Raw genomic sequence first — 23411 nt, forward strand, 5'->3', positions numbered from 1 at the left:
CGGCACGATCAGCCGGCCTGATCGTGCCCGGCCTGCCACTGCCGCACCCAGGCGCGGCCGTAGTCGTTGCCGTGCGGGGTGCGCAGCACGGTGTGGACGTGGAACGGCTGCGGAGTGGCGTGGTCGAGGAAGACGCCGCAGTGGTGGTCGAGCTCGGCGATCACCACCGGCGACTGCACCCGGTAGTAGAAGACGTCGCCGGGCGCGTGCCCGCCGATCCAGGAGAACCACGTGTCGTCGAGGTGCGCCCCGACCTCGCGCAGCCGCGCCGCCCGCGGGCCCTCGGGGAGCAGCCGCACGAACGTCGACACCAGGTGCAGCACCCGGGCGCGGGCGTCCGCCGAGAGGTCCGCGCCGCGCACGCCCTCGGCCGGGATCACCCGGTTGTCCTGGAACGCGCCGGCCAGGTGCCGCTCGTCGCCGGGGTGCACGCGGCCGGGCGGCATCGCCGGGTCGACCATCCGCTCGTAGACGGTGGCGGCCGCCCGCTGCTCCGGCGTCAGCGCGGCCATGACCGACAGGCCGGCCTCGATGCGGTCGGCGAACAGGCCGGCGACCCCGGCGTGCGGGCCCTCGTCGATCTCGTCGGGTTCGGCGCCGACGAACACCGGCGAGACCACCATCCGGCCCTCGACGACCAGCACGTTGACCGCGCAGTGGTGGCCGTAGAGCTGCCAGCCCCACGGCGCGCGGAGGTCGGGGGCGCCGTAGAGCGCGAGGTTGTAGCTCCACTCGCCGAGCACGGTGGGCAGGTCGACGACGTCGCCGAGGAAGCCGTTGACCAGCATCGCGGCGTGCACGAGGCCCGCGCCCTCGGGCGACAGCGACGCGCGCACGAGGCCCAGCGCCGCCTCGCGCACCTCCTCGGGCTGGGACTCCAGGCGCAGGCCGGTGTCGAACTGCATGAACTCCGGGTTGGCCCAGGTCTGCCACTCGGGCGCGTCGACGGGGAAGCACACGCGCGCGCGGTCCTCGGCCGACAGGAGGGAGAGCAGGGACCCCGCGGCGGCCACCATCGCGGCCACCGGCGCCTCCTCGCCGGGGCGCGCGGGCTCTAAACGGTGCACCTCCGGGCGCAGCGTGCCGTCCTCGGTCACCCCGCGGAACGGCGCCAGGTACAGCGGCGTCCAGCCCTCGACCAGGCCGCCGGTGAACGTCCCGGGCGTGCGGGCGTGCTCGCGGTAGGCGTACGGGTCCATCCCGCGGACCTCCGCCAGCCGCGGGTGGTCGTGCGGGAACAGGTACCGCCGGAACTCACCGGGCACGGCGCGCCCCGCTCCCCACGATGCGGTTGGTGAGCACGCCGAGCCGCTCGACCTCGACCTCGACGACGTCGCCGGGCTGCATGAGCCACGGGGGCGTGCGGGCGTAGCCGACGCCGGACGGCGTGCCGGTGGCCAGCAGGTCGCCCGGGCGCAGCGTGAACGTGCGCGAGACGAGGGCGAGGGTGTCGCCGACCGTGTAGACCATCTCGTCGGTGCGCCCGTCCTGGACGGTCTCCCCATTGACCCGGGTCCGGACCCGCAGGCCCTCGCGCAGGTCGCCCACCTCGGCGGCGGGGACCAGCGGCCCGAGCGGGCCCGACTCGTCGCCGTTCTTGCCGAGGATCCACTGGCTGGTCAGCTTCTGCGCCCGCCGCGAGGTGACGTCGTTGAAGGTGGAGTAGCCGACGACGGCGGCCAGCGCCTCCTCCGGCGTCGCGTCGGTCAGCGTCGAGCCGACGTAGGCCACCACCTCGCCCTCCCAGTCGAGGCCGTCCTCATCGGCGGGCACCGGGATCTCCGCCCCGTCGACGGTGAGCGACTGCGTCCAGCGGGCGAACAGCGTCGGGTACGGCGGCACGCCGTCGCCGGCGAAGGAGCCTTCCGCGACGTGCTTCAGGTAGTTCAGCCCGATGCAGACCACCCGGGCGCCGGGCAGCACGGGCGGCACGAACTCCACGTCGCCGACCGGGACCGGCTCCCCGTCCACCTGGCGCGCGAGGTGCCCGGCGGCGTCGGCCCAGAAGTCCTCCAGCCCGGCGAGCACCGTCACCGTCGCGCCGTCCTCCGAGAGCGCCGCCACCTCCACCGGCCCGCCGTCGCGGCGGATGCCCACGACCCGCATCAGGCGAGCCCGTTGCGGCGGGCGACCTCGCCGAGCCAGATGAGGCTCGGCTTGGGCGTGCGGGCGAAGGTCCGCCGGTCGACGGCGACCAGGCCGAAGGTGGGCCGGTAGCCGAGCATCCACTCGAAGTTGTCCAGCAGCGACCAGTGCAGGTAGCCGCGGACGTCGGCACCGCCCTCGACCGCGCCGGCCAGGGAGGTCAGCGCGTCGCGGGTGAAGGCGATGCGGTCGTCGTCGTCGGCGGTGGCGATGCCGTTCTCGGTGACCAGCAGCGGCAGGCCGGGCAGCACCTCGGCGGCGCGGGCGACGGCGGCGCCCAACGCCTGCGGCCGGCGCTCCATCCCGTGGGCCAGCGTCTGCAGCTCCGGGGCGGGCGCGACCAGGCCGCCGCCGTCGAAGCGGGCGGCGGTGTAGACCTGCAGGCCCAGGAAGTCGTCGTCGCGGGCCACCTCGAGGAACTGGTCCTCGAACGCGGCGCGCTCCTCGCGCATCCGCTCCTCCCCGCCGGGCTCCGCGAGGTGCTCGCGGCCGACGAGCGTCATGCCGGCGGCGCGTACGTTCCCGCGGAGCACGTCCATCGCCCGGCCGTGCAGGCCGAGCAGGGCCTCGGCGACGCCCTGGTCGGGCCGGGGGAGGCCGCGGATCTCCTCGCCCCGCATCGCCATCGCGCCCATCACCGGCTGGGCCGCCATGAGGTTGGGCTCGTTGAGCGTGCAGACGTACTCGGCGTCGGCGAGCACCGGCAGCGCGTACTCGGCGAAGCGGGCGAGCCGGTCACCGGTCTTCTGCCCGGTCCAGCCGCCGTCGCGCAGCAGCCAGCGCGGCTGGGTGAAGTGCACGAGCGTCACGACCGGCGCCAGGCCGCGGTCGCGGCAGCCGTCGAGGACCCGGCGGTAGTGGTCGAGGGCCGCGCGGGAGAACTCGCCCTCCTCCGGCTCGATGCGGCTCCACTCGAGGCTGAACCGGTAGGCGGTGAGTCCCGCGCCGGCGACCAGGTCGAGGTCCTCGGGCCAGCGGTGCCAGGAGTCGCAGGCGTCGCCGCTGGGCTCGGCGAACGGCGAGTGCGGCGAGTGCTCGGCCTCCCAGTGGTCGTTGTTGACGTTGCCGCCCTCGACCTGGTGGGCGGCGGTGGCGGCACCCCAGAGGAAGCCCTCCGGGAACTGTGCGGCGGTCATGGGCGGATCTCCTTCGGGGAGGGTCAGCGGAGGGCGGGGACGGCGGCGCCGAGCACGCGGGCCAGCAGCGCGTCCGGGTCGGGGACGGACGCGCCGCGCCAGGCGACGTGCTGGTCGGGCCGCACGAGCACCAGGTCGGCGTCCACCAGGTCGCGCAGGCCCGGCTCGCCGGCCAGGTCCACGACGGCGAGCGGCACGCCGCGGGCGGCCGCGGCGGCCGCGAGGGCGCCGGGGTCCGCTGCGGGGTCGAGCCGCAGGAGCGTGAACCCGTCGCCGAGCCGGTCGAACAGCGAGTCGCCGCCGGCCAGCCAGGCGTGCGGCAGCCGCGCGCCGGGGTGCGCCGACGGGGTGAAGGTCGCGAGCGCGGGCCCGGGCACCGGCCGGCCGTCGGGGACGACGACGGGGGAGTCGGGGTAGTCGTAGCCGAGGACCAGGCCGAGGCTGTGGAACTCGGGGTCCTTGACCTGCAGCGCCTCCGCCAGCGCGGCGCGCAGCTCCACGCCGGTCGGGCCGTCGTCGTCCAGGTCGCGGCCGGTGAAGGCGGGGGCGAGGAACGCCTCCTGGCTGCCGGCGGCGTCGATGGTGCGCCGTGCGACCGGCCGGCGCTCGGGCTCGTAGCTGTCGAGCAGTGCGGCGGGCGCCCAGCCCTGCAGCACGGCGGCGAGCTTCCAGCCGACGTTGACCGCGTCGCCGACGCAGGTGTTGAAGCCGTGGCCACCCCACGGCGGGTTGAGGTGCGCGGCGTCGCCGACGAGGAACACCCGCTCGCCGCGGTAGCGGTCGGCGAGCAGCATCCGCGCCTGCCACGGGTCGGTGGCCAGCACCTCGACGTCGATGTCGTCCCCGACCATCGCGCGCACCAGCGCGGCGGCGTCGGCGTCGCCGGCCACCGTGTCGACGCCCTGGACGATCGCCCACCAGGTGCCGTCGAGGTCGAGGCGGCCCATGAGCCCGCCGCGCTCGGTGCCGATCACCCAGTGGTGCACGCCGTGCGCGCACAGCGGCCGCTCCTCCAGCGCGCGCGAGCGGAAGGTGACGCTGAGGTTGGGCAGCGCGCCGGATGAGCCCTCGTAGCGCACGCCGATCGCGCGGCGGGAGACGCCGGCGCTGCCGTCGCAGCCGAGCACGTACCCGGCGGTCACCTCGGCGGTCCCGCCGTCGCGTCCCTCGACGACGGCGCGCACCTCGTCGGGGCCGTCGGTGACGGCGGTGACCCGGGAGCCGAGGAGCAGCGTGACGGCGGGCAGTTCCGCGGCGGCCTCGCGCAGCAGCCGCTCGACCTCCGACTGCGGCGCCTGCTGGCCGGCCTCGGCGGCGATCTGCCGCGGCCGGGTCCACAGCCCGAACGCCTCCGGGAAGCGGGTGATCTCGTGGCCGAACAGCCCGGTGCAGAAGACGACGTCCTGCGCGTACGAGACCGGCAGCGGCGCGGCGGCGCGCAGCCGGTCGGCCAGGCCCCAGCGGCGCAGGTGCTCCATGGTCCGGACGCTGGTGGTCTTGGCGCGGGGGCGCAGCGGGTCCAGCGCCGTGCGCGGCTCGACGACGAGGACCTCGATCCCGCGCCGGCCCAGCTCGATCGCCGCGGCCAGGCCGCTGGGACCGCCGCCGGCCACGAGGACCGGGACCCGCGGGGGGACGTGCGCTTCGGTCACGGGGGACTCCTGTCGAACAGCGGTGCGGGAGCAGCCTCTGGCGCGATGGAGGCCGAGGAGGGGGGCCGCCGGGCTCGGGGGGCCGCGTCCGGACGGGGACGAGCATCCGTGGCGCGGGTCACCCTGCCGAGTGCCGATTCCATTGACCGGCAAGCGGACCCCGGCCGTTCCGGATCAGCCGCCGAGCAGCCGCGCGCGGAGGAAGGCGACGGTCCGGTCGAGGGCGTCGGCCGCCGCCTCGGGGGCGTCGAGCCACATGTGGTCGGCGCCGGGGTAGGTGTGCAGCGCGACGTCCGCGCCTGCCGCGCGGAGGGCGTCGGCGAGTCGCTCGGACTGCACGCACGGGACGAACCGGTCGGCGCGGCCGTGCAGCAGCAGGAACGGCGGCGCCCCGGCCGACACGTGGGTGAGCGGGCTCGCCTCCGCCGCGGCGTCGGGGGCGTCCGCGGGCGCGGCGCCGAGCAGCTGCGCCTCGCGGGTGCCGGCGTCGGCGGGGTCCGCGCCGGCGTCCCCGGCGAAGCCCACGAGGTCGGTCGGCGGGTACCAGGCGGCCACCCCGACGACGGCGCTGGACGGGCCCGTCACGCCGACGTCGCCCTCCAGCTCCGGGTCGGTGACCAGGCCGAGCAGCGCGGCGAGGTGCCCGCCGGCCGACTCGCCCCACGCGGCCGGCCGGTCGCCGTCGATCCCGAGCTCGTGCGCCCGGGACCGCAGCCAGCGGACGGCGGCCTTCGCGTCGGACAGCTGTGCCGGCCACACCGCCTCGCCGGAGAGCCGGTAGTCCGCGCTGGCGACGGCGATCCCGGCGGCGGCCACGCGCTCGAACAGCGTCCGGCCGGGGAAGGCCGGCCCGCCGGAGCGCCGGCTGCCGAGCCGCCAGCCGCCGCCGTGCAGGAAGAGCACGACCGGGTGCGGGCCGTCGCCGGCCGGCAGGTACAGGTCGAGCTCGAGCGGGCGGGCGCCGGGGAGCGCCGCGTAGGGGACCCCGGGGAGGAGGCGGGTGCCGTCCGGGCCGGGCAGGGCCGGCGGCAGCGGGGCGGCGTGTGCCGGCGGGGGCAGCGGCAGGGCGGGCGTGGGCACGGGGCCTCCTCGGGACGCGCGACGGGCGCGGCTCCACGCAGGAGCCGCGCCCGGTGAGGGGATGCGGGACTCAGCCCTGCTCGGGCCAGGTGTAGTCGCGCAGGAACCGCATCCGGTGCTGCTGCGCCGCCGCCTGCATGCGCGGGAAGTCCGGGACGAACGGCGGCTGGTCCGTCGCCGGGGAGTCGGTCGGGGTGCCCATGTGCTGGAAGAACCGCTCGAAGCCGCCCGACAGCGTGCCCATCATCCGGGCGTCCTCGACGATCTGGTACGCGTGGGCGAAGCCGGCGGGGACGTAGCCGAAGTCGCCGGGGGTGAGCAGCTGGGACTGCTTGCCGCCCTCGGCGTCCTCGAAGAACAGCCGCACCTTCCCGTCGAGGACGAAGAACGTCTCGTGCGTCGCGTCGTGCGAGTGCGTGGGGATGACGTCGCCGGCGGGGGAGTCGCTGACGACGATCCCGAACTGGTTCTCCGTCTCGTCACCGGAGAGCAGCACGGTGAACAGGTCGCCGAAGAGCTTCGCGTGCTCCCCCTCGCCGCGCCGGAGCACGTAGGGGACGGGCTTGCCGGGCAGGACCCCCTGCCACTGCGGCCCCTTCTCCGGGTCGATCAGGTACTCGAAGCTCATCTGCACTCCCGGGTCGGGTCGACGCTGACCGGTCGAGCATCCGTGACCCCGGTCACCCGACCAACGGCCGTGCCATTGAGCGGCACACGTCGCTGTGGCTCCCGCGATCATGGAGCCGGCGTGAGGACGCGCCGGCGCCCGCCGGGGTGTCGCCACCGCAGCTCCATGATCGCGGAGGTACGGCCCGCGGCGGGACAGCGCGGCGGGGAGGGGTCGCAGCCTGAGGTGCTCGCTCAGCGGCCCGGACCGAGGGGGCGGCGCGCGCCCAGGCCGCGGGAGATCGCGCGGGCGGCGGTGCGCACCGCGGGCCCGAGCACCCGCGCATCGGCGCCCTCCTGTGGCACGACCACCGAGACGGCGGCGGCGAGCCGGTCGGCGGCGTCGAACACCGGCGCGGCCACCGACACGATCGGCCGCGGCACCTTCCGGCGGAAGTGCGCCATGCCCTCGCGGCGGACGTCGGCCAGCGTGCGCCGCAGCGCCGCCTCCGACACCGGCGTGCGCTCCGGCTCGTGCAGCAGCGGCCGGGACAGGTACTCCTCCTGCACGTCGGCCTCGGCGTAGGCGAGCAGCACCAGGCCCACGCCCGTGGAGTGCAGCGGCAGCCGGCCGCCCACGCTGTAGAGCACCGGGATCGCCGCGTGCGCCGACAGCCGCTCGAGCAGCACGGCGTCCCCGCCCTCCCGGACGGCGAGCAGCACGTGCTGGCGGGTGACCTCCTCCAGGTCACCGAGGAACGGCATCGCCACCTGGCGCAGCCCGCGGGCCCGCGGGGCCAGCGAGGCGACCTCCCACAGCCGCAGGCCCACCGTGAACCGGCCCTCGGCGTCGCGCTCCAAGGCGCCCCACGCGACGAGCCGGCCGGCCAGCCGCAGCGCCGAGCTGGTCGGGATGCCGCTGCGCCGGGCCAGCTCGCCGAGGGTCAGCGACGGGTGGGCTGCGTCGAACGCGGACAGCAGCGCCAGCGCCCGGTCGACCACCGGATCGCCCTGCGGCGGGCGCTTGCCCCGCACCCGGGGCACGTCCCCGGGCGACGTCTCCGACACCTGTCGGCCACCTCCCCGTCAGCTGAGGCGCGCACCACACTCGCGTGCCATTGGCCGGAATTGTGCCTGACGCCACAGGGGAGACGTCCGCATCGTCTTGGGGCAGTCGGGCGGAGCAGCCCGCACGGCCGCCGGTCGGCCGTCCAGACCCCTCGCGTCCGTCGAGGATGAGGAGCCAGGACACGATGAATCGATTCACCACGCGGACCTCCCGGCAGACCCGGCCGGCGACCGTGCGGATCGGCGCCGCGGTGCTCGCGACGGCGACCGCGGCCACGCTCGCGGCCTGCGGCGGCAACGGCAGCGGCGGGGGTGGCGGCAGTCAGAGCGCCGACGGCACGCTCACCATCGCCTTCGACGCCGACGCCGCCCCGACCGGGTACGACCCGCTGCTGTACTCCCAGCGCCAGTTCGAGTTCTTCGCGTCGCTCTACGACTCGCTGTTCGTCACCCAGCCCGACGGGTCGGTGGAGCCGAGCCTGGTGACGGAGTTCTCCAACAACCCCGAGAACACCCAGACCACCCTCACCCTGCGCGAGGGCGTCACCTTCACCGACGGGTCCCCGCTGGACGCCGAGGTGGTCAAGGCCAACCTCGACCGGCGCAGCGACCCCGACCTGGAGGCGTACGGCTCCCTGGCGCCGGGCCAGGCGTCGGAGATCACCGACGTCACGGTCCAGGACCCCCGCACGGTCGTCATCACCTGGGCGCAGCCGCAGGCGACGCCCGAGCAGAACCTGGCCGACACGACCGGCGTCATCGTCGGACCCACCGGCGTCGCCGACCCCTCCTCGCTGGAGACCACCCCGGACGGCTCGGGCGCCTACGTCCTCGACGAGGACGCGACCACCCGGGCGAGCACCTACACCGTGGTCAAGAACGACGACGCCTGGGCCGCCGACGAGTGGGTCTGGGACACCATCGAGTACGACGTCATCACCGACCCGCAGTCGCTGGCCAACGCGGTCGTCTCCGGCCAGGCCGACATCGCCACCCAGCTGGACCCCACCACGATCGACCTGGTCCAGTCCCGGCAGAGCACCGTGGACGTCGGCGGCACCATCGTCGGCTTCCCGGTGATCGACAAGCTGGGGAGCAGCACCCCGGCCTTCGGCAGCGAGCAGGTGCGCCAGGCCCTGCTGTTCGCCACCGACCGCGAGTCGCTGGTCAGCGACCTGCACGACGGCTCCCGACCGACGTCGCAGTTCTTCCCCGAGGACGCCCCGGGCTTCGACCCCGCCCTCGACGAGGAGTTCGCCTACGACCCCGACCGCGCCCGCGAGCTGCTGACCGAGGCCGGCTACCCGGACGGCATCGACGTCGACCTGACCGTGCTCGGCCAGCCGGACGAGGACGCCGTCGCCGTGCAGAGCCAGTGGGCCGAGGTCGGCATCCGGTTGAACTTCGTCACCGCGACCTCGACCGACCAGGTCTTCGCGGCCGTCCGCACCGACCCGGTGATCTTCGGGCCCTTCTCCGTGGGGTCCAACCCGGCCGGCTTCGTCGCGGGCGTCCTCTACGGCGGGTTCATGAACATGCAGCAGGCGCAGGAGCCCGACATCCAGTCGGCCCTCGGCGCCGCGCTCGGCGCGACCGGTGACGCGCAGCAGCAGGCGCTCACCGACCTGAACCGGGCCATCACCGAGCACGGCTGGTTCATCCCGGTCTACGAGGACGTCACCTACGCCGGCTACAACGCCGACTCGGTGAGCGAGCCCGCCTTCGCCGGGACGAACAACTACCTCGTGCTGTCGGCCGTCCAGCCGGCCAGCTGAGGTCCCCGGCCGGTGGCCGCGGTCCCGCCGCGGCCACCGGCCCCCTCCTCGACACCCCTGACACGAGGACCCAGATGCTCGCCTACGTCGCCCGGCGACTCGCCCTGGCGGTCGGCACCCTCCTGGCCGCCGTCCTGATCACCTTCCTGCTCGTCCACGCCAGCGACAGCTCCCCGGGAGCGGTCCGGCTGGGCCCCGGGGCCACCGCCGAGGCGGTGGCCGCGGAGAACGAGGCCCTGGGCTGGAACCGCCCGCTGTACGCGCAGTTCCTCGACTACGTGGGCGCCCTGTTCCGCGGGGACCTCGGCACCTCCCTGATCGACGGCCGCGACATCGCCGCGGACCTCGCCGACCGGCTGCCGGTCACCGCCTCCATCGCCTTCCTCGCCACCCTGCTGTCCGGTGTGGTCGGGGTGCTGCTCGGCGTGACCGCCGCGGTGCGCGGCGGCCGCCTGGGCAAGGGCATCACCACCGGCAGCGGCGTCGCCCTGTCGCTCCCGGCGTTCTGGGTCGGGATCCTGCTGGTCTACCTCCTCTCCCTGCAGCTGGGCTGGCTCCCGGCGACCGGGTACGTCGACTTCTCCGCCGACCCGGCCGCGTGGCTGCAGAGCCTGCTGCTGCCGGTGCTCACCCTCACCGTCGGCGGCGCGGCGATCGTCGCCCGGACCGCCAACGCCGGCATGCGCGAGGCGCTGGCGCAGGAGCACGTCCGCACGCTGCGGGCGATGGGGACGCCGCCGTGGCGGATCCGCTACGTGCACGCGCTCCGCTACGCCAGCGTGCCGGTCGTCTCCACGCTCGGCATCCAGTTCATCGCGCTGTTCGGCGGCTCGGTGATCATCGAGAACCTCTTCGCCCTGCCGGGCCTCGGACAGGCCAGCCAGGCCGCCGCCACGGCGAGCGACTTCCCGGCCCTGGTGGGCGTGGTCGTCGTCGCCACCGCTGTCGTCGTCGTCATCAACCTGCTGCTGGACCTGCTGGTCGCGGCGCTGGACCCGAAGGTGCGTGCGGCATGAGCGTGCTGCCCCTCCCTGGCGCCGAGGCCGCGGCCGACGAGGTCGCCACCGAGCCCGTCCCGCAGGCCCGCCGCCGACGCGGCCTGCCCGGCTTCCTGCGCCGCCCCGGCGGGGTCTTCGGCGCCGGCTGGCTGGTCCTCGTCGTGGTCGCCTCGCTCAGCGCGCCGCTGTGGCGGCCCTACGAGCCGGGGCAGCAGGACACCGCGAACCGGCTCGCGCTGCCGTCGGCCGAGCACTGGCTGGGCACCGACCCGCTGGGCCGCGACCTGCTCAGCCGGATCTTCACCGCCGGCGCGCTGCCGCTGCTGGCGTCGGCGCTGATGCTCGTCGTCGCCTTCGGCATCGGCCTGCCACTGGCTCTGGTGGCCGCCGAGCGCGGCCGCCGCGTCGAGCGGGTCATCAGCCGGGCCACCGAGGTGTTCCTCGCGCTGCCGGCGACGATCCTGCTGCTCGCCGTCATCGGCGTGATCGGCAACCGGCTCTACCCGGTCATGGCGGTCATGGGCGTGCTCATCTCGGCCGCCGTCTACCGGGTGCTGCTCGGCGTGGCCCAGTCGGTGCGCCAGCGCCTCTACGTCGACGCCGCCCGCGTGAACGGCCTCGGCTCGCTGCGGGTCAACCTCGTGCACGTGCTGCCGTCGATGTCCACGGTGGTCGCAGTGCAGGCCGCGCAGCTGTTCGGCATCGGCCTGCTGGTCGTGGCGGGACTGGCGTTCCTCGGCTTCGGTCCGGGGGAGCCGGAGCCGAGCTGGGGCTTCATGATCCAGGACGCCTCGGGCTACATCTACAACGCGCCGTGGCTCATGGTGCCCACCGGCCTGGTGCTGGCGCTGACCGTCGTCGCGGCCAACGAGCTCGCCGACGCCCTCGCCGGCCGGGCCGCCGCACCGACCGTGCGGCGCCGCCGCCGGCCGCTGCGCCGGGCCGTGCAGGCGGTCACCCCGGCGACCCCGGCCGACCCCGAGGCGGTGCTCGAGGTCCGCGACCTCACCGTCTCCGTCGACGACGGCCCCGACCTGGTCACCGGTGTCTCCTTCTCCCTGCGGCAGGGGCAGGTGCTCGGCCTGGTCGGCGAGTCCGGCTGCGGCAAGACGATGACCGCGCGCTCGCTCCTGGGCCTGCTGCCCGACGGCGTGGCGGTGACCGGGGGCTCGATCCGCTGGCAGGGCCGGGAGCTGGCCGGGCTGACCGAGCGGGAGATCGACCGGGTGCGCGGCCGCGAGATCGCGATGATCTCCCAGGAGCCGATGGTGGCGCTGGACCCGATGTTCTCGATCGCCACCCAGCTCGTCGGGCCGATCCGCCGCTTCCGCGGGGTGGGCCGGAAGCAGGCGAGACGGATCGCCGCGGAGCTGCTGCGCAACGTCGGCATCGTCGACGCGCAGCGGGTCCTGAGGAGCCACCCGCACCAGCTCTCGGGCGGCATGGCGCAGCGGGTCTGCATCGCGCTGGCGCTCACCGGCGAGCCGCGGCTGCTGGTCGCCGACGAGCCCACGACGGCGCTCGACGTCACCGTGCAGGCGGAGATCCTGTCGCTGCTGCGGGCGCTGGTGCGCGACACCGGTCTGTCGGTGGTCCTGGTCAGCCACGACCTCGGCGTCGTCGCCGACATCTGCGACACGGTCGCCGTCATGTACGCCGGCGAGGTCGTGGAGTCCGGGACCGCCGCCGCCGTGCTCGACGCCCCCGCGCACCCGTACACGATGGCCCTGCTGGGGGCGAACCCGCACGTGCCCGAGGGCGAGCCGGTCCCCGAGCGGCTGGCCTCGATCGCGGGCACGGTCCCGCCGCCGGGTTCCTGGCCGGCCGGCTGCCGGTTCGCCAGCCGCTGCCGCTTCGCGGAGGAGCGCTGCACCGCCCCGTTCCCGGCACTGCCCGCGCACGACACCGGGTCGGTGCTCTGCATCCGGGTCGACGAGCTGTCCCGCGAGCACGCCACCTGGGAGCCGGAGTCCGCCGGCGACGAGACCCACGTCCAGCCCACCCCGACCGCCGGAGTCCCCGCATGACCGCCCCCGCCACGGCCGCGCCCGCCACGGCCACCACCACCCCTGCGCTGGAGATCCGCGACCTCGTCGTGCGCTACGGCTCGGGCCGCAGGGCGCGGCAGGCGCCGCCGGCGATCGACCGGGTCAGCTTCGACATCGCCCCCGGCGAGACCGTCGGCCTGGTCGGCGAGTCCGGCTCGGGCAAGTCGACGATCGGCACGGCCGTGCTCGGCCTGCAGCCGGCCGCCGGCGGCACGATCCGGGTCAACGGCACGGACGTCACCGCGATGTCGCTCAAGCAGCGCAGCCGCCAGGTCGCCGACCTGCGCGTCGTCTTCCAGGACCCGTACTCCTCGCTCAACCCGGCGCGCACCATCGGCCAGACGCTCGCCGAGCCGCTCCGGCTCATGGGCGTGCGGGGCCCGGAGGCGGCGGCGCGGGCGCGCAGCGGCCTGGAGTCCGTCGGCCTGCCCGGCGACGCCGTCGACCGCTACCCGGCGCAGTTCTCCGGCGGCCAGCGGCAGCGCATCGCCATCGCCCGCGCGCTGGTGTGCGACCCGAGGGTCGTCGTCCTCGACGAGCCGGTCAGCGCGCTGGACCTCTCCACCCAGGCGCAGGTGCTCAACCTGCTCGCCGACCTGCGCGACCAGCGCGGCCTGGCGTTCCTGTTCATCGCCCACGACCTCGGTGTCGTCCGGTTCCTCTCGCAGCGGACCGTCGTGCTCTACCGCGGCCAGGTCATGGAGACCGGGCCGGTGGAGGCGGTCAGCAGCGCGCCGCGCCACCCGTACACCGTGGCGTTGACCGCCGCCGCGCCGGTGCCGCGTCCCGCCGAGCAGGCGGCCCGCCGGGCGGCCCGCGAGGCCGCCGGCTTCGGCACCGCCGGCGTCGCCCAGCCGTTGGCCACCGGCTGCCCGTTCGTGCCGCGCTGCCCGCTGGCCACCGACGTGTGCGTGACCGAGCGGCCGGCGCTGCGGCTGGTCGAGGGCACCGAGGCGGCCTGCCACCACGCCGACCGGGTCCCCGCCCTGTGACGGGTGCGGCACCGCACGGCCTGCGCGTCGAGCACCTCGACGAGCCGCTCGGCCTCGGCACGACGTCGCCGCGCCTGTCCTGGCGGCTCCCCGACGGCGCCCGGGAGCAGCACGCGTACCGGCTGACGACCGACGACGGCTGGGACTCCGGCTGGGTGGAGGGCGAGGAGCACGTCCTGGTCCCGTGGCCCGGCCCGGCGCTGTCCTCCGCGCAGCGGGTGGCCTGGCGGGTGCGGGTGCGCACCGACCTCGGCGCGAGCCCGGTGTCGGTCCCGGCGTGGTTCGAGACCGGACTGCTGCACGCCACCGACTGGTCGGCCGACTGGATCGAGCCGGGCACCATGCCGGCAGGCCCGGCGGGGGAGCGGGCGGCCGCCCTGCTGCGGTGGGAGTTCGACGCGGACCGGCCGGTCACCTCCGCCCGGCTGTACGCCACCGCGCAGGGGCTCTACGAGGCGTTCCTCGACGGCGCGCGCATCGGCGACGCCGAGCTGACCCCGGGCTACACCCAGTACGACCGGCGGCTGCAGGTGCAGACGCTGGACCCCGGCCCCGTCGCGCCCGGGCGGCACGCGCTGGCCGTCGTCCTCGCCGACGGCTGGTTCCGCGGACAGACCGGCGTCACGCGCTCGGCCGACCAGTGGGGCGACCGCGTCGCGTTCCTCGCGCAGCTGCACCTCACCCACGACGACGGCACCGTCACCGTGCTCGGCACCGGCCCGGGCTGGCGCAGCGCGACCGGCCACGTCACCGCCGCCGACCTCATCGCCGGCGAGCGGTGGGACCTCACGCGGCTGCCGCGCGGCTGGGACGCCCCCGGCTTCGACGACGCCGGCTGGGACCCGGTCACCGTGGCCGAGCACGGCTCCGGCGGGCTGGTCGACAGCCCGGCCCCGCCGGTGCGCCGGGTGGAGGAGATCGTGCCCGTCTCGGTGACCCGCGTGCCCTCCGGCGCCCAGGTGGCCGACCTCGGGCAGGACGTCAACGGCTGGGTGCGCCTGACCGACCTCGGCCCCGCCGGCACGACGCTCACGCTCACCCACGGCGAGTGGCTCGGCCCCGACGGCGACGTCACGGTCGAGCACCTGCGGCCCGACCTGCCGTTCCTGCCGCACCCGCTGCCGGCCGGCCAGGTCGACGTCGTGGTCTCCGCCGGCGTCGCGGGTGAGGCGTTCGAGCCGCGCCGCACCACCCACGGGTTCCGGTACGTGCGGATCGAGGGCCATCCCCGCGACCTCAGGCCCGACGACCTGCGCGGCGTCGTGGTGCACACCGACCTGCGCCGCACCGGCACGTTCACCTGCAGCGACCCCCGGGTGGACGCCCTCCACGAGGCGGCCGTGTGGAGCTTCCGCGGCAACGCCTGCGACATCCCGACCGACTGCCCGCACCGCGAGCGGCACGGCTGGACCGGCGACTGGCAGCTGTTCGTGCCGACGGCGGCGTTCCTGTACGACGTCGCCGGGTTCTCCACCAAGTGGCTGCGCGACGTGGTGGCCGACCAGTGGCCCGACGGCACGGTCGCCAACGTCAGCCCCTGCCCGCGCGCGGAGGGGCGGGAGAGCCCGGTGTCGTTCCTCAACGGCTCGGCCGGGTGGGGCGACGCGGTCGTCGTCGTGCCGTGGGAGCTGTACCGCGCCTACGGGGACACCCGCGTGCTGGAGGAGACCTGGCCGGCGATGGTGCGCTGGCTGGACCGGGCCGAGCGGATGGCCCGCGAGCAGCGGCACCCCGACCGCGCGGCCCGGCGGCCGGAGCCCGCGCCGCACGAGCGGTGGCTGTGGGACACCGGCTTCCACTGGGGCGAGTGGCTCGTCCCCGGCGAGGAGGTGGGTGACTTCGGCGCGTTCGTCGCCGCCGACGAGGGCGTCGTCGCCACCGCCTGGTTCGCGCACAGCGCGGGGCTGCTGGCGGAGATCGCCGCCGTGCTCGGCCGCGACGACGACGCCGCCCGCTACGCCGGGCTCGCCGCGCGGGTGCGCGCCGCCTGGCAGGCCGAGTACCTCGACGGCGACGGGCGGCTGGTCAGCGACACCCAGGCCGACCACGTGCGCGCGCTCGCCTTCGGCCTGGTGCCCGGGGAGCTGCGGCCCGCCGTCGCCGAGCGGCTGGTGGAGCTGGTGCGCGAGGCGGGCACCCACCTGGGCACCGGCTTCCTGGCGACGCCGTACCTGCTGCCCGTGCTGGCCGACGCCGGACACCTCGACGTCGCCTACGAGCTGCTGCTGCAGGACGCCGAGCCCGGCTGGCTGGTGATGGTCGACCGCGGCTCGACGACGGTGTGGGAGCACTGGGACGGCGTGGACGCCGAGGGCAGGCCGCGCGACTCGCTCAACCACTACTCGAAGGGCGCGGTCGTCTCCTTCCTGCACCGGTACACCGCGGGCATCGAGCCGCTGGAGCCCGCGTACCGCCGGTTCCGCGTCCGGCCCCGGCCCGGCGGCGGCCTCACCTCCGCCGCGGCCACCCACGAGTCCCCGTACGGCCGGATCGCCTCGTCCTGGCGGGTCGACGGCGACCGCTTCGCGCTGACCGTCGAGGTCCCCGCCGGCACGCAGGCCGAGGTGGTGCTGCCCGACGGCACCGCGACGACGGCCGGCCCCGGCACCCACACGTTCCCGAGCGCCCTGGAGGACGCCGCATGAGCACCACCGAGTGGGCCGGTCCGGCCCGGTTCCTGCCCCCGCCGCCGCCGGTCCGGCGCGCGGACGGCGCCCGCCACTTCTCCGGCGTCACCTACGCCGTCGCCTTCGGCTACCGCCCGCTGCAGCTCGACGTGTGGGTGCCCGACACCCCGGCGCCCGCGCCGCTGGTCGTCTGGGTGCACGGCGGCGCGTTCATGATGGGCGACCGCCGGTACCTGCCCGAGACGCTGCGGGTGGACCAGGTCTTCGACGCGTTGCTCGCCGCCGGGCTCGCCGTCGCCACCATCGACTACCGGCACGCGCTGGAGGCGCCGTTCCCCGCGCTGCTGCACGACGCGAAGGCCGCCGTCCGCTACCTGCGCCGGTTCGCCGGCGACCTCGGCGTCGACACCACCCGGATCGGCGCGTGGGGCGAGTCGGCCGGCGGGCACGTCGCCGCGCTGCTCGGCCTCACCGGGCACCGGCCCGACCTGGAGGGGACGCACGGCGTGGTCGGGGAGTCCAGCGCGGTCGACGTCGTCGTCGACTGGTACGGCGTCTCCGACCTCGCCACCATGCCCCGGCAGGAGCCGCCGCCGGAGATCGCGGCCCTGCTCCCCGAGGAGCTGCGGGGACCGCCGGAGGAGCACCTGGTCGCGGGCCTCACCGACGCCACCCGCGCCGACGCCAGCCCGGTCACCCACGTGACCGCGGACGCGCCCCCGTTCCTGCTGCTGCACGGCACCGCCGACTGGCTGGTCCCGTACGCGCAGAGCGAGGCGCTGCACGCCGCGCTGCAGGAGGCCGGCGCCACCTCGGAGCTGGAGCCGGTCGAGGGTGCCGGGCACATCTGGCTCGGGTGCGACGACGTCGACGGGATCGTCGACCGTTCCGTCGCGTACCTCGCCGACGCGCTGCTCGGGGACCGGGTCCGATGAGCGACGTGACCGTCGCCCCCGTCACCGCCGAGCACCACCGGGAGCCGCTGGGCATCGGCGAGACGACGCCGCGGCTGTCGTGGGTCACCTCCACCGACCTGCCCGGCTGGCGGCAGGTGGCCTACGAGCTGGAGATCGGCACCTGGTCCTCGGGCCGGGTCGACTCCGCCGACTCGGTGCTCGTGCCGTGGGACGCACCGCCGCTCGCCTCCCGGGAGGGGCGCACCGTCCGCGTCCGCGTGTGGGGAGCGGACGACGCCGAGCCGTCGGCGTGGAGCGAGGAGGTCGCCGTCGAGGCGGGCCTGCTGTCGCCCGCCGACTGGAGCGCGCGGCTGGTGCGCCCGGTGCTCCCCGCCCGGGAGGAGGCCGTGGCCCTGCTGCGGCGCGAGTTCGTCCTCGACCGGCCGGTGGCCCGCGCCCGGCTGTACGCCACCGCGCAGGGGGTGTACGAGGCCGAGCTCAACGGCGCCGCGGTCTCCGACGTCGTGCTGGCGCCCGGCTGGACGAGCTACCGGCACCGGCTCCGCTACCGGACCCACGACGTCACGGGACTGCTCACCGAGGGCCCCAACGCAATCGGCGTGCACCTGGCCGAGGGCTGGTTCGCCGGGTACCTCGGCTTCACCGGCAAGCGCGGGTGGTACGGCGACCGCACCGGCGCCCTCCTGCAGCTGGAGGTCGACCACCCCGACGGCTCGCGCACCGTGGTGACCACCGACGGCGCCTGGCGCTCGACGACCGACGGGCCCACCGTCCGCTCCGGCCTCTACTCCGGCGAGACGGTCGACTTCCGCCGCGACCTGCCCGGGTGGTCCGCGCCCGGGTTCGACGACGCCGCCTGGACGCCGGTCGAGGTCGCCGACCTCGACGCCGCCACGCTGGTGGCCCCCACCGGACCGCCGGTGCGCCGCACGCAGGTCCTCCCCGTGCGGGCGGTCACCACCTCGCCGTCGGGGAGGGTGCTCGTCGACCTCGGCCAGAACCTGGTGGGCCGCCTCCGGCTGTCCCTGCCCGACGGTCCGGCCGGCACCGAGATCACCGTCCGGCACGCGGAGGTGCTCGAGCACGGCGAGCTCGGCACCCGGCCGCTGAAGGCCGCCCGTGCCACCGACGTCGCCGTCCTCGACGGGCGCGGCCCGCGCACCTGGGAGCCCCGGTCGACGTTCCACGGCTTCCGGTACGCCGAGGTGACCGGCTGGCCCGGCGAGCTGCGGCCGGAGGACCTGCAGGCGGTGGTGCTGCACACGGACATGCGCCGGACCGGCACGTTCACGTGCTCGGACCCGGACGTCAGCCGGCTGCACGAGAACGTCGTCTGGGGGATGCGGGGCAACTTCCTCGACATCCCGACCGACTGCCCGCAGCGCGACGAGCGGCTGGGCTGGACCGGTGACCTGCAGGTGTTCGCGCCCACCGCGTCGTTCCTCCACGACACCACCGGCATGCTCCGCTCCTGGCTGACCGACCTCGCCGCCGAGCAGCGGGAGCTCGACGGCGTCGTGCCGATGTACGTGCCGTTCCTGCCGCTGCTGCCCTTCCCGCAGCAGCCGGAGACCGGGTGGGGCGACGCCGCCGTCGTCGTCCCGTGGGTGCTCTACCAGCGCACCGGCGACACCGGGCTGCTCGCCGCCCAGTGGGACTCGATGACCGCGTGGATCGACGCGTTCGCCGCGCGGGCGGGGGAGCACCTCGACTTCCCCGGGGGCGGGTTCTCCTTCGGCGACTGGCTCGACACCGCCGCCCCGCCGGACAACCCGGCCGCCGCCCGCACCCCCTGGCAGTGCGTGGCCACCGCCTACCTGGCCCGCTCGGCGCGCACCGTGGCGCAGGTGGCGGAGGTGCTCGGGCGCGACGGCGCCCGGTTCGCCGAGCTGGGGGAGCGGGCCGCGGCCCGCTTCCGCGCCGAGTACGTCTCCCCGAACGGCCGGGTCGCCTTCCCGTCGCAGACGGCCTACGCCCTGGCGCTGGAGTTCGACCTGCTCGAGCCCGGGCAGCGGGAGCACGCCGGCCGGCTGCTGGCCCAGCAGGTGCTGGCGGACGGGTTCCACATCGCGAGCGGCTTCCTCGGGACGCCGCTGGTCACCGACGCCCTGACGAACGCGGGCGAGCTGGCCACCGCCTACGAGCTGCTGCTGCAACGCGGCAACCCGTCGTGGCTGTACGCGGTGACGATGGGCGCGACGACGATCTGGGAGCGCTGGGACTCCATGCTCCCCGACGGGACGATCAACCCCGGCGAGATGACGTCGTTCAACCACTACGCCTTCGGCGCGGTCGCCGACTGGCTGCACCGCACGGTGGCCGGGCTCGCGCCGGCCGCGCCGGGCTACCGGCGGATCCGGTTCGCCCCGCGCCCGGGGCCCGGCCTCACCTCGGCGGCGGCCACCCACGAGACGCCGTACGGGACGGCGTCGGTGTCCTGGGCGCTGACCGGGGGGACGGCGTTCGCGCTCGACGTCGTCGTCCCGCCGAACACGACGGCGGAGGTGGTGCTGCCCGACGGCAGCGCGCCGCGGGAGGCCGGCCCGGGCCGGCACGCGTTCACCTGCACGATCGAGGAGCCGCGCCCGGTGGAGAGGCCGGCACTGTTCTTCGACCCGGACGCGCACGCGTGACGCCGCGCCCCGTCGTCCCCGGCTTCCACCCCGACCCGAGCGTCGTCCGGGTCGGGGACGCCTACTGGATGGTGCACTCGTCCTTCGAGTACGCCCCGGGCGTCCCGCTGTACCGCTCGGCCGACCTCGTGTCCTGGGAGCAGGTGGGGCACGTGCTGGCCCGGCCCTCGCAGCTCGACGTCTCCGCGGCGCCCGGGTCGGGCGGGATCACCGCGCCCACCCTCCGCCACCACGACGGCCGGTTCTGGCTGGTCACCACCAACCTCGCCGACGGCGGGTGGCAGCTGCTCACCTCCGCGGAGGACCCGCTGGGGGACTGGTCGGACCCCGTGCGGATGCCGGACGTGCGTGGCATCGACCCCGACCTCACCTGGGACGACGACGGCACGTTGCTGGTCAGCTACGCCGGCTTCGGGGCGGGCGGCCCCGCCGGGCTGGTGCAGCAGGCGGTCGACCCGGCCACGGGGACGCCGCTCACCGGGCGGCGGCGGCTGTGGCAGGGCACCGGCGGGCGGTTCCCCGAGGGGCCGCACCTGTACCGGGTGGGCGGCCACTGGTACCTGCTGATCGCCGAGGGCGGCACGGAGCGCGGGCACGCGGTGACGATCGCCCGCGGCCCGTCGCCGGCCGGGCCGTGGGAGCCCTGTCCGCACAACCCACTGCTCACCCACCGGGGCGTCGAGTCGCCGGTGCAGAACACCGGGCACGCCGACCTGGTGCAGCGGGCCGACGGCTCGTGGGCGGTCGTCTTCCACGGCGTGCGCCCGCGCGGCACCAGCCCCCAGTTCCACGTCCTCGGCCGCGAGACCTTCGCCGCCGAGGTCGAGTGGGCCGACGGCTGGCCCCGGCTCGGGGAGTGGCTGACCCCGCCCGGCGGCGCGGTCGCGGTGACCGAGGACCTCGCGGGCCCGGCGTGGGCGGCGCCTCGGCGCTTCCCCGGCGACGTGCTCACCCGGGTGGAGGGCGGCTGGCGGCTGGCCGCCGCCGACCCCGACCCGGCGTCGGAGGACGTGGCCTTCGTGGGACGCCGCCAGGAGCACGAGCACGCGCTGTTGCGCGCCGTCGTGCGGGCCTCCGACGGGGTCGGCGGGCTGACGCTGCGGATCGACGCCCGCCACTCCCGCGACGTCGAGGTCGAGGGCGCCCGGGTGCGCGCGGTGGCGCAGGTCGGCCCGCTGCGGGAGGTCCTGGGGGAGGCGGAGGTGACCGGCGGCGACGTGACCCTGGAGATCCGGACGCTCCCCGGCGAGGGCCACTTCTCCTCGACGGCGCTGGCGCCCGACGTGCTCGTGGCCGGCCTCGTCGGCGCGGGCGGCTCCGTGGAGCTCGGCCGCCTGGACGGGCGCTACGTGTCCACCGAGGTCGCCGGCGGGATGACCGGCCGGCTCGGCGGCGTCTGGTGCGCCCGCGGCTCGCTCGTGGTGCGCTCGTTCGCGTACGCCGGCGCCGACGACCCGCAGGAGGTCCCGTGACCGACCCCGCCGACCTGCCCCTGGAGCGGAAGGCGACGCTGCTGTCCGGGCAGGACTTCTGGTCGACGCCCGCGGTGGAGGAGGCCGGGCTGTCGTCGGTCGTCCTCACCGACGGACCGCACGGCGTCCGCCGGCAGGCCGACGACTTCGACCGGATCGGCCTGCTGCAGAGCCTGCCGGCCACCTGCTTCCCTCCGGCCGTCGCGGTCGGGTCGAGCTGGGACCCCGACGTCGCCGAGCGGGTCGGCGCGGCGGTCGGCCGGGAGGCGCGCGCCCTCGGCGTGCCGGTCGTCCTCGGCCCGGGTGTGAACATCAAGCGGTCCCCGCTGTGCGGGCGGAACTTCGAGTACTACTCCGAGGACCCGTTGCTCACGGGCGTGCTCGGCGCGGCACACGTGCGCGGCCAGCAGGCGCAGGGCGTCGGCGCCTCGGTCAAGCACTTCGCGGCCAACAACCAGGAGACGCAGCGCATGCAGGTCAGCGCCGACGTCGACGAGCGGACCCTGCGCGAGATCTACCTGCCCGCCTTCGAGCGGATCGTGACCTCGGCGCGGCCGGCCACGGTCATGTGCGCCTACAACCGGGTCAACGGCGTGTACGCGTCGCAGGACCGCTGGCTGCTCACCGAGGTGCTGCGCGAGCAGTGGGGCTTCGAGGGCGTCGTCGTCTCCGACTGGGGCGCCGTGGACGACCGGGTCGCCGCGCTGGCCGCCGGCCTGGACCTGCAGATGCCCGGCGACTCCGGTGCGGGCAATGGGCGCGTGGTCGAGGCCGTCCGCGCCGGGGACCTCGACGAGGCGCTCGTCGACCGCAGCGCCCGGCGGGTGGCCGCGCTCGCGGACCTCGTCGCCGAGCCGGCCGACGGCTTCGACGCCGACGCGCACCACGCGCTGGCCCGCGAGCTCGCGGCGCAGTGCGCGGTGCTGCTCAGGAACGACGGCGCCGTGCTCCCGCTGGCCCCGGGGACGAGGGTGGCCGTCGTCGGCGAGTTCGCCCGCACGCCGCGCTACCAGGGCGGCGGCAGCTCGCACGTCAACGCCACCCGGGTCGACGACGCGCTGACCGCGCTGCGGGCGGCGCTCCCGGCGCTGTCGTTCGCGCCCGGCTTCTCCCTCGACGGCTCCGGCGACGCCGCCGCGCTCCGCGAGGAGGCCGTCGCCGCGGCCGGCGACGCCGAGGTCGCCGTCGTCTTCGCCGGACTGGCCGAGGACGACGAGTCCGAGGGCTTCGACCGCACCACCCTCGACCTGCCCGCCGTGCAGGTCGAGCTCATCCGGGCGGTGGCCCGAGCCTCCCCGCGCACCGTCGTCGTGCTGTCCTCGGGCGGCGTCGTGTCCCTGGAGGGCTGGCACGACGACGTCGACGCGGTCCTGGCCGGCTTCCTGCTCGGCCAGGCGGGCGGCAGCGCGCTGGCCGACCTGCTCACGGGAGCGGTGAGCCCCTCCGGGCGGCTGGCCGAGTCGATCCCGCTGCGCCTGGAGGACACCCCCAGCTTCCTGACCTTCCCCGGTGAGCAGGGGCACGTCCGCTACGGCGAGGGCGTGATGGTCGGCTACCGCCACCACTGCACCGTCGGCCGCCCGGTGCGCTACCCGTTCGGCCACGGGCTGGGGTACACGACCGTGGAGACCTCCGGCTTGCGGGTGGCCGTCACCGGCGACGACGCGGCGAGCGTGTCGGTGACGGTGACCAACACCGGCGAGCGGGCCGGCCGGCACGTGGTCCAGGTCTACGTCGCGACGACGGCCGGCCCGGTCCGCCGCCCCGCCCGGGAGCTGCGCGCCTTCACGAAGGTGCCGCTGGAGCCGGGGGAGTCGCGGACGGTGGAGCTGGCGCTCGACCGGAGGGCCTTCGCCCACTGGGACGTCCGGGAGGGCGGCTGGGTCGTCGCGCCGGGTCAGTACACGGTGCAGGTCTGCGCGAACGCCGCCGAGGTCCTGGCCGAGGAGACGGTGACGCTGACCGGCGACACCGTCGTCCCGGAGCTCACGCTGGGCTCGTCGGTGGCCGAGTGGTTCGAGCACCCGGTGGTCGGGCCGCCGCTGCTCGAGGGGTTCCTCGCCGCCATGCCGGACGGCGCCGCGGAGATGCACGCCGGGATGCTGCAGATGATCGGGTCGATGCCGATGCGCCGGTTCGCCGCCGACTTCGGTGCCGCCATCCCGCCCGCCGAGCTCGACCGCCTGGTCGCCGTCGCCCGGGCCGCCCGCGCCGGCTGACGCGCCCGGGCCAGGGAGTGCTGGACCCCGGGGGCACGGGATC

General features: G+C 75.9%; 16 protein-coding genes. 9 read left to right on the forward strand and 7 right to left on the reverse strand.

Translation table 11 applies throughout. The features are described from left to right. Positions 1 to 8: 8 nt before the first annotated feature. The 7 genes from WA616_RS17330 to WA616_RS17360 form a co-directional block, all read right to left on the reverse strand. On the reverse strand, positions 9 to 1265 hold the full coding sequence (locus WA616_RS17330; RefSeq protein WP_336031779.1) for a DUF3500 domain-containing protein: 1257 nt from the start codon (positions 1263 to 1265) through the stop codon (positions 9 to 11). Next, on the reverse strand, positions 1255 to 2106 hold the full coding sequence (locus WA616_RS17335; RefSeq protein WP_073419255.1) for a fumarylacetoacetate hydrolase family protein: 852 nt from the start codon (positions 2104 to 2106) through the stop codon (positions 1255 to 1257). The genes WA616_RS17330 and WA616_RS17335 overlap by 11 nt, the downstream gene beginning before the upstream one ends. Continuing rightward, positions 2106 to 3281, reverse strand: a complete 1176-nt coding sequence (locus WA616_RS17340) for a glycoside hydrolase family 1 protein (protein WP_336031781.1) — start codon at positions 3279 to 3281, stop codon at positions 2106 to 2108. Before WA616_RS17340 ends, WA616_RS17335 begins: the two co-directional genes overlap by 1 nt. A gap of 23 nt (positions 3282 to 3304) precedes the next feature. Further along, positions 3305 to 4933, reverse strand: a complete 1629-nt coding sequence (locus WA616_RS17345) for an FAD-dependent monooxygenase (RefSeq protein WP_336031782.1) — start codon at positions 4931 to 4933, stop codon at positions 3305 to 3307. Positions 4934 to 5107: 174 nt separating this feature from the next. Continuing rightward, positions 5108 to 6013, reverse strand: a complete 906-nt coding sequence (locus WA616_RS17350; RefSeq protein WP_336031783.1) for an alpha/beta hydrolase — start codon at positions 6011 to 6013, stop codon at positions 5108 to 5110. A 70-nt stretch (positions 6014 to 6083) separates the two neighbouring features. Then, the gene (locus WA616_RS17355; RefSeq protein ID WP_336031785.1) at positions 6084 to 6641 is read right to left on the reverse strand and encodes a quercetin 2,3-dioxygenase; all 558 of its coding nucleotides are present in this window, start codon (positions 6639 to 6641) and stop codon (positions 6084 to 6086) included. A 233-nt stretch (positions 6642 to 6874) separates the two neighbouring features. After that, the gene (locus tag WA616_RS17360; protein WP_245794338.1) at positions 6875 to 7687 is read right to left on the reverse strand and encodes an IclR family transcriptional regulator; all 813 of its coding nucleotides are present in this window, start codon (positions 7685 to 7687) and stop codon (positions 6875 to 6877) included. A 167-nt stretch (positions 7688 to 7854) separates the two neighbouring features. Between WA616_RS17360 and WA616_RS17365 the strand changes: the two genes are divergently transcribed. The 9 genes from WA616_RS17365 (at position 7855) to WA616_RS17405 (ending at position 23368) form a co-directional block, all read left to right on the forward strand. Further along, the gene (locus tag WA616_RS17365; RefSeq protein WP_336031788.1) at positions 7855 to 9462 is read left to right on the forward strand and encodes an ABC transporter substrate-binding protein; all 1608 of its coding nucleotides are present in this window, start codon (positions 7855 to 7857) and stop codon (positions 9460 to 9462) included. Between the two features lie 74 nt (positions 9463 to 9536). Further along, a complete protein-coding gene (locus WA616_RS17370; RefSeq protein ID WP_336031791.1) occupies positions 9537 to 10478 on the forward strand; it encodes an ABC transporter permease in 942 nt (313 codons plus the stop codon). Then, entirely contained in the window at positions 10475 to 12487 is a 2013-nt protein-coding gene (locus tag WA616_RS17375; protein WP_336031793.1) for a dipeptide/oligopeptide/nickel ABC transporter permease/ATP-binding protein, read from the forward strand. The genes WA616_RS17370 and WA616_RS17375 overlap by 4 nt, the downstream gene beginning before the upstream one ends. Next, the gene (locus WA616_RS17380; RefSeq protein ID WP_336031795.1) at positions 12484 to 13500 is read left to right on the forward strand and encodes an ABC transporter ATP-binding protein; all 1017 of its coding nucleotides are present in this window, start codon (positions 12484 to 12486) and stop codon (positions 13498 to 13500) included. Before WA616_RS17375 ends, WA616_RS17380 begins: the two co-directional genes overlap by 4 nt. Continuing rightward, positions 13497 to 16145: a family 78 glycoside hydrolase catalytic domain gene (locus WA616_RS17385; RefSeq protein WP_336031798.1), complete on the forward strand. Its 2649-nt coding sequence runs from the start codon at positions 13497 to 13499 to the stop codon at positions 16143 to 16145. Before WA616_RS17380 ends, WA616_RS17385 begins: the two co-directional genes overlap by 4 nt. Continuing rightward, positions 16142 to 17062 (forward strand): alpha/beta hydrolase, encoded by a 921-nt coding sequence (locus tag WA616_RS17390; RefSeq protein ID WP_336031801.1) that lies wholly within the window; start codon positions 16142 to 16144, stop codon positions 17060 to 17062. The genes WA616_RS17385 and WA616_RS17390 overlap by 4 nt, the downstream gene beginning before the upstream one ends. Then, on the forward strand, positions 17059 to 19677 hold the full coding sequence (locus WA616_RS17395; protein WP_336031804.1) for a glycoside hydrolase family 78 protein: 2619 nt from the start codon (positions 17059 to 17061) through the stop codon (positions 19675 to 19677). Before WA616_RS17390 ends, WA616_RS17395 begins: the two co-directional genes overlap by 4 nt. Continuing rightward, positions 19674 to 21149, forward strand: coding sequence for a glycoside hydrolase family 43 protein (locus tag WA616_RS17400; RefSeq protein WP_336031807.1), 1476 nt, complete (start codon positions 19674 to 19676; stop codon positions 21147 to 21149). The genes WA616_RS17395 and WA616_RS17400 overlap by 4 nt, the downstream gene beginning before the upstream one ends. After that, positions 21146 to 23368 carry a glycoside hydrolase family 3 C-terminal domain-containing protein gene (locus tag WA616_RS17405; protein ID WP_336031808.1) on the forward strand — a complete coding sequence of 741 codons (2223 nt, stop codon included), beginning with the start codon at positions 21146 to 21148 and terminating at the stop codon, positions 23366 to 23368. Before WA616_RS17400 ends, WA616_RS17405 begins: the two co-directional genes overlap by 4 nt. The last annotated feature ends 43 nt before the right edge of the window (positions 23369 to 23411 follow it).

Origin of the sequence: Geodermatophilus sp. FMUSA9-8, assembly GCF_037034165.1 — a bacterium.
Classification (GTDB): Bacteria; Actinomycetota; Actinomycetes; order Mycobacteriales; family Geodermatophilaceae; genus Geodermatophilus; species Geodermatophilus nigrescens.

Coding starts and splice junctions, on each gene's coding strand:
- WA616_RS17340 (WP_336031781.1), bottom strand. CDS start 3,281: ATGACCGCCGCACAGTTCCCGGAGGGCTTCCTCTGGGGTGCCGCCACC.
- WA616_RS17365 (WP_336031788.1), top strand. CDS start 7,855: ATGAGGAGCCAGGACACGATGAATCGATTCACCACGCGGACCTCCCGG.
- WA616_RS17370 (WP_336031791.1), top strand. CDS start 9,537: ATGCTCGCCTACGTCGCCCGGCGACTCGCCCTGGCGGTCGGCACCCTC.
- WA616_RS17335 (WP_073419255.1), bottom strand. CDS start 2,106: ATGCGGGTCGTGGGCATCCGCCGCGACGGCGGGCCGGTGGAGGTGGCG.
- WA616_RS17380 (WP_336031795.1), top strand. CDS start 12,484: ATGACCGCCCCCGCCACGGCCGCGCCCGCCACGGCCACCACCACCCCT.
- WA616_RS17355 (WP_336031785.1), bottom strand. CDS start 6,641: ATGAGCTTCGAGTACCTGATCGACCCGGAGAAGGGGCCGCAGTGGCAG.
- WA616_RS17395 (WP_336031804.1), top strand. CDS start 17,059: ATGAGCGACGTGACCGTCGCCCCCGTCACCGCCGAGCACCACCGGGAG.
- WA616_RS17390 (WP_336031801.1), top strand. CDS start 16,142: ATGAGCACCACCGAGTGGGCCGGTCCGGCCCGGTTCCTGCCCCCGCCG.
- WA616_RS17375 (WP_336031793.1), top strand. CDS start 10,475: ATGAGCGTGCTGCCCCTCCCTGGCGCCGAGGCCGCGGCCGACGAGGTC.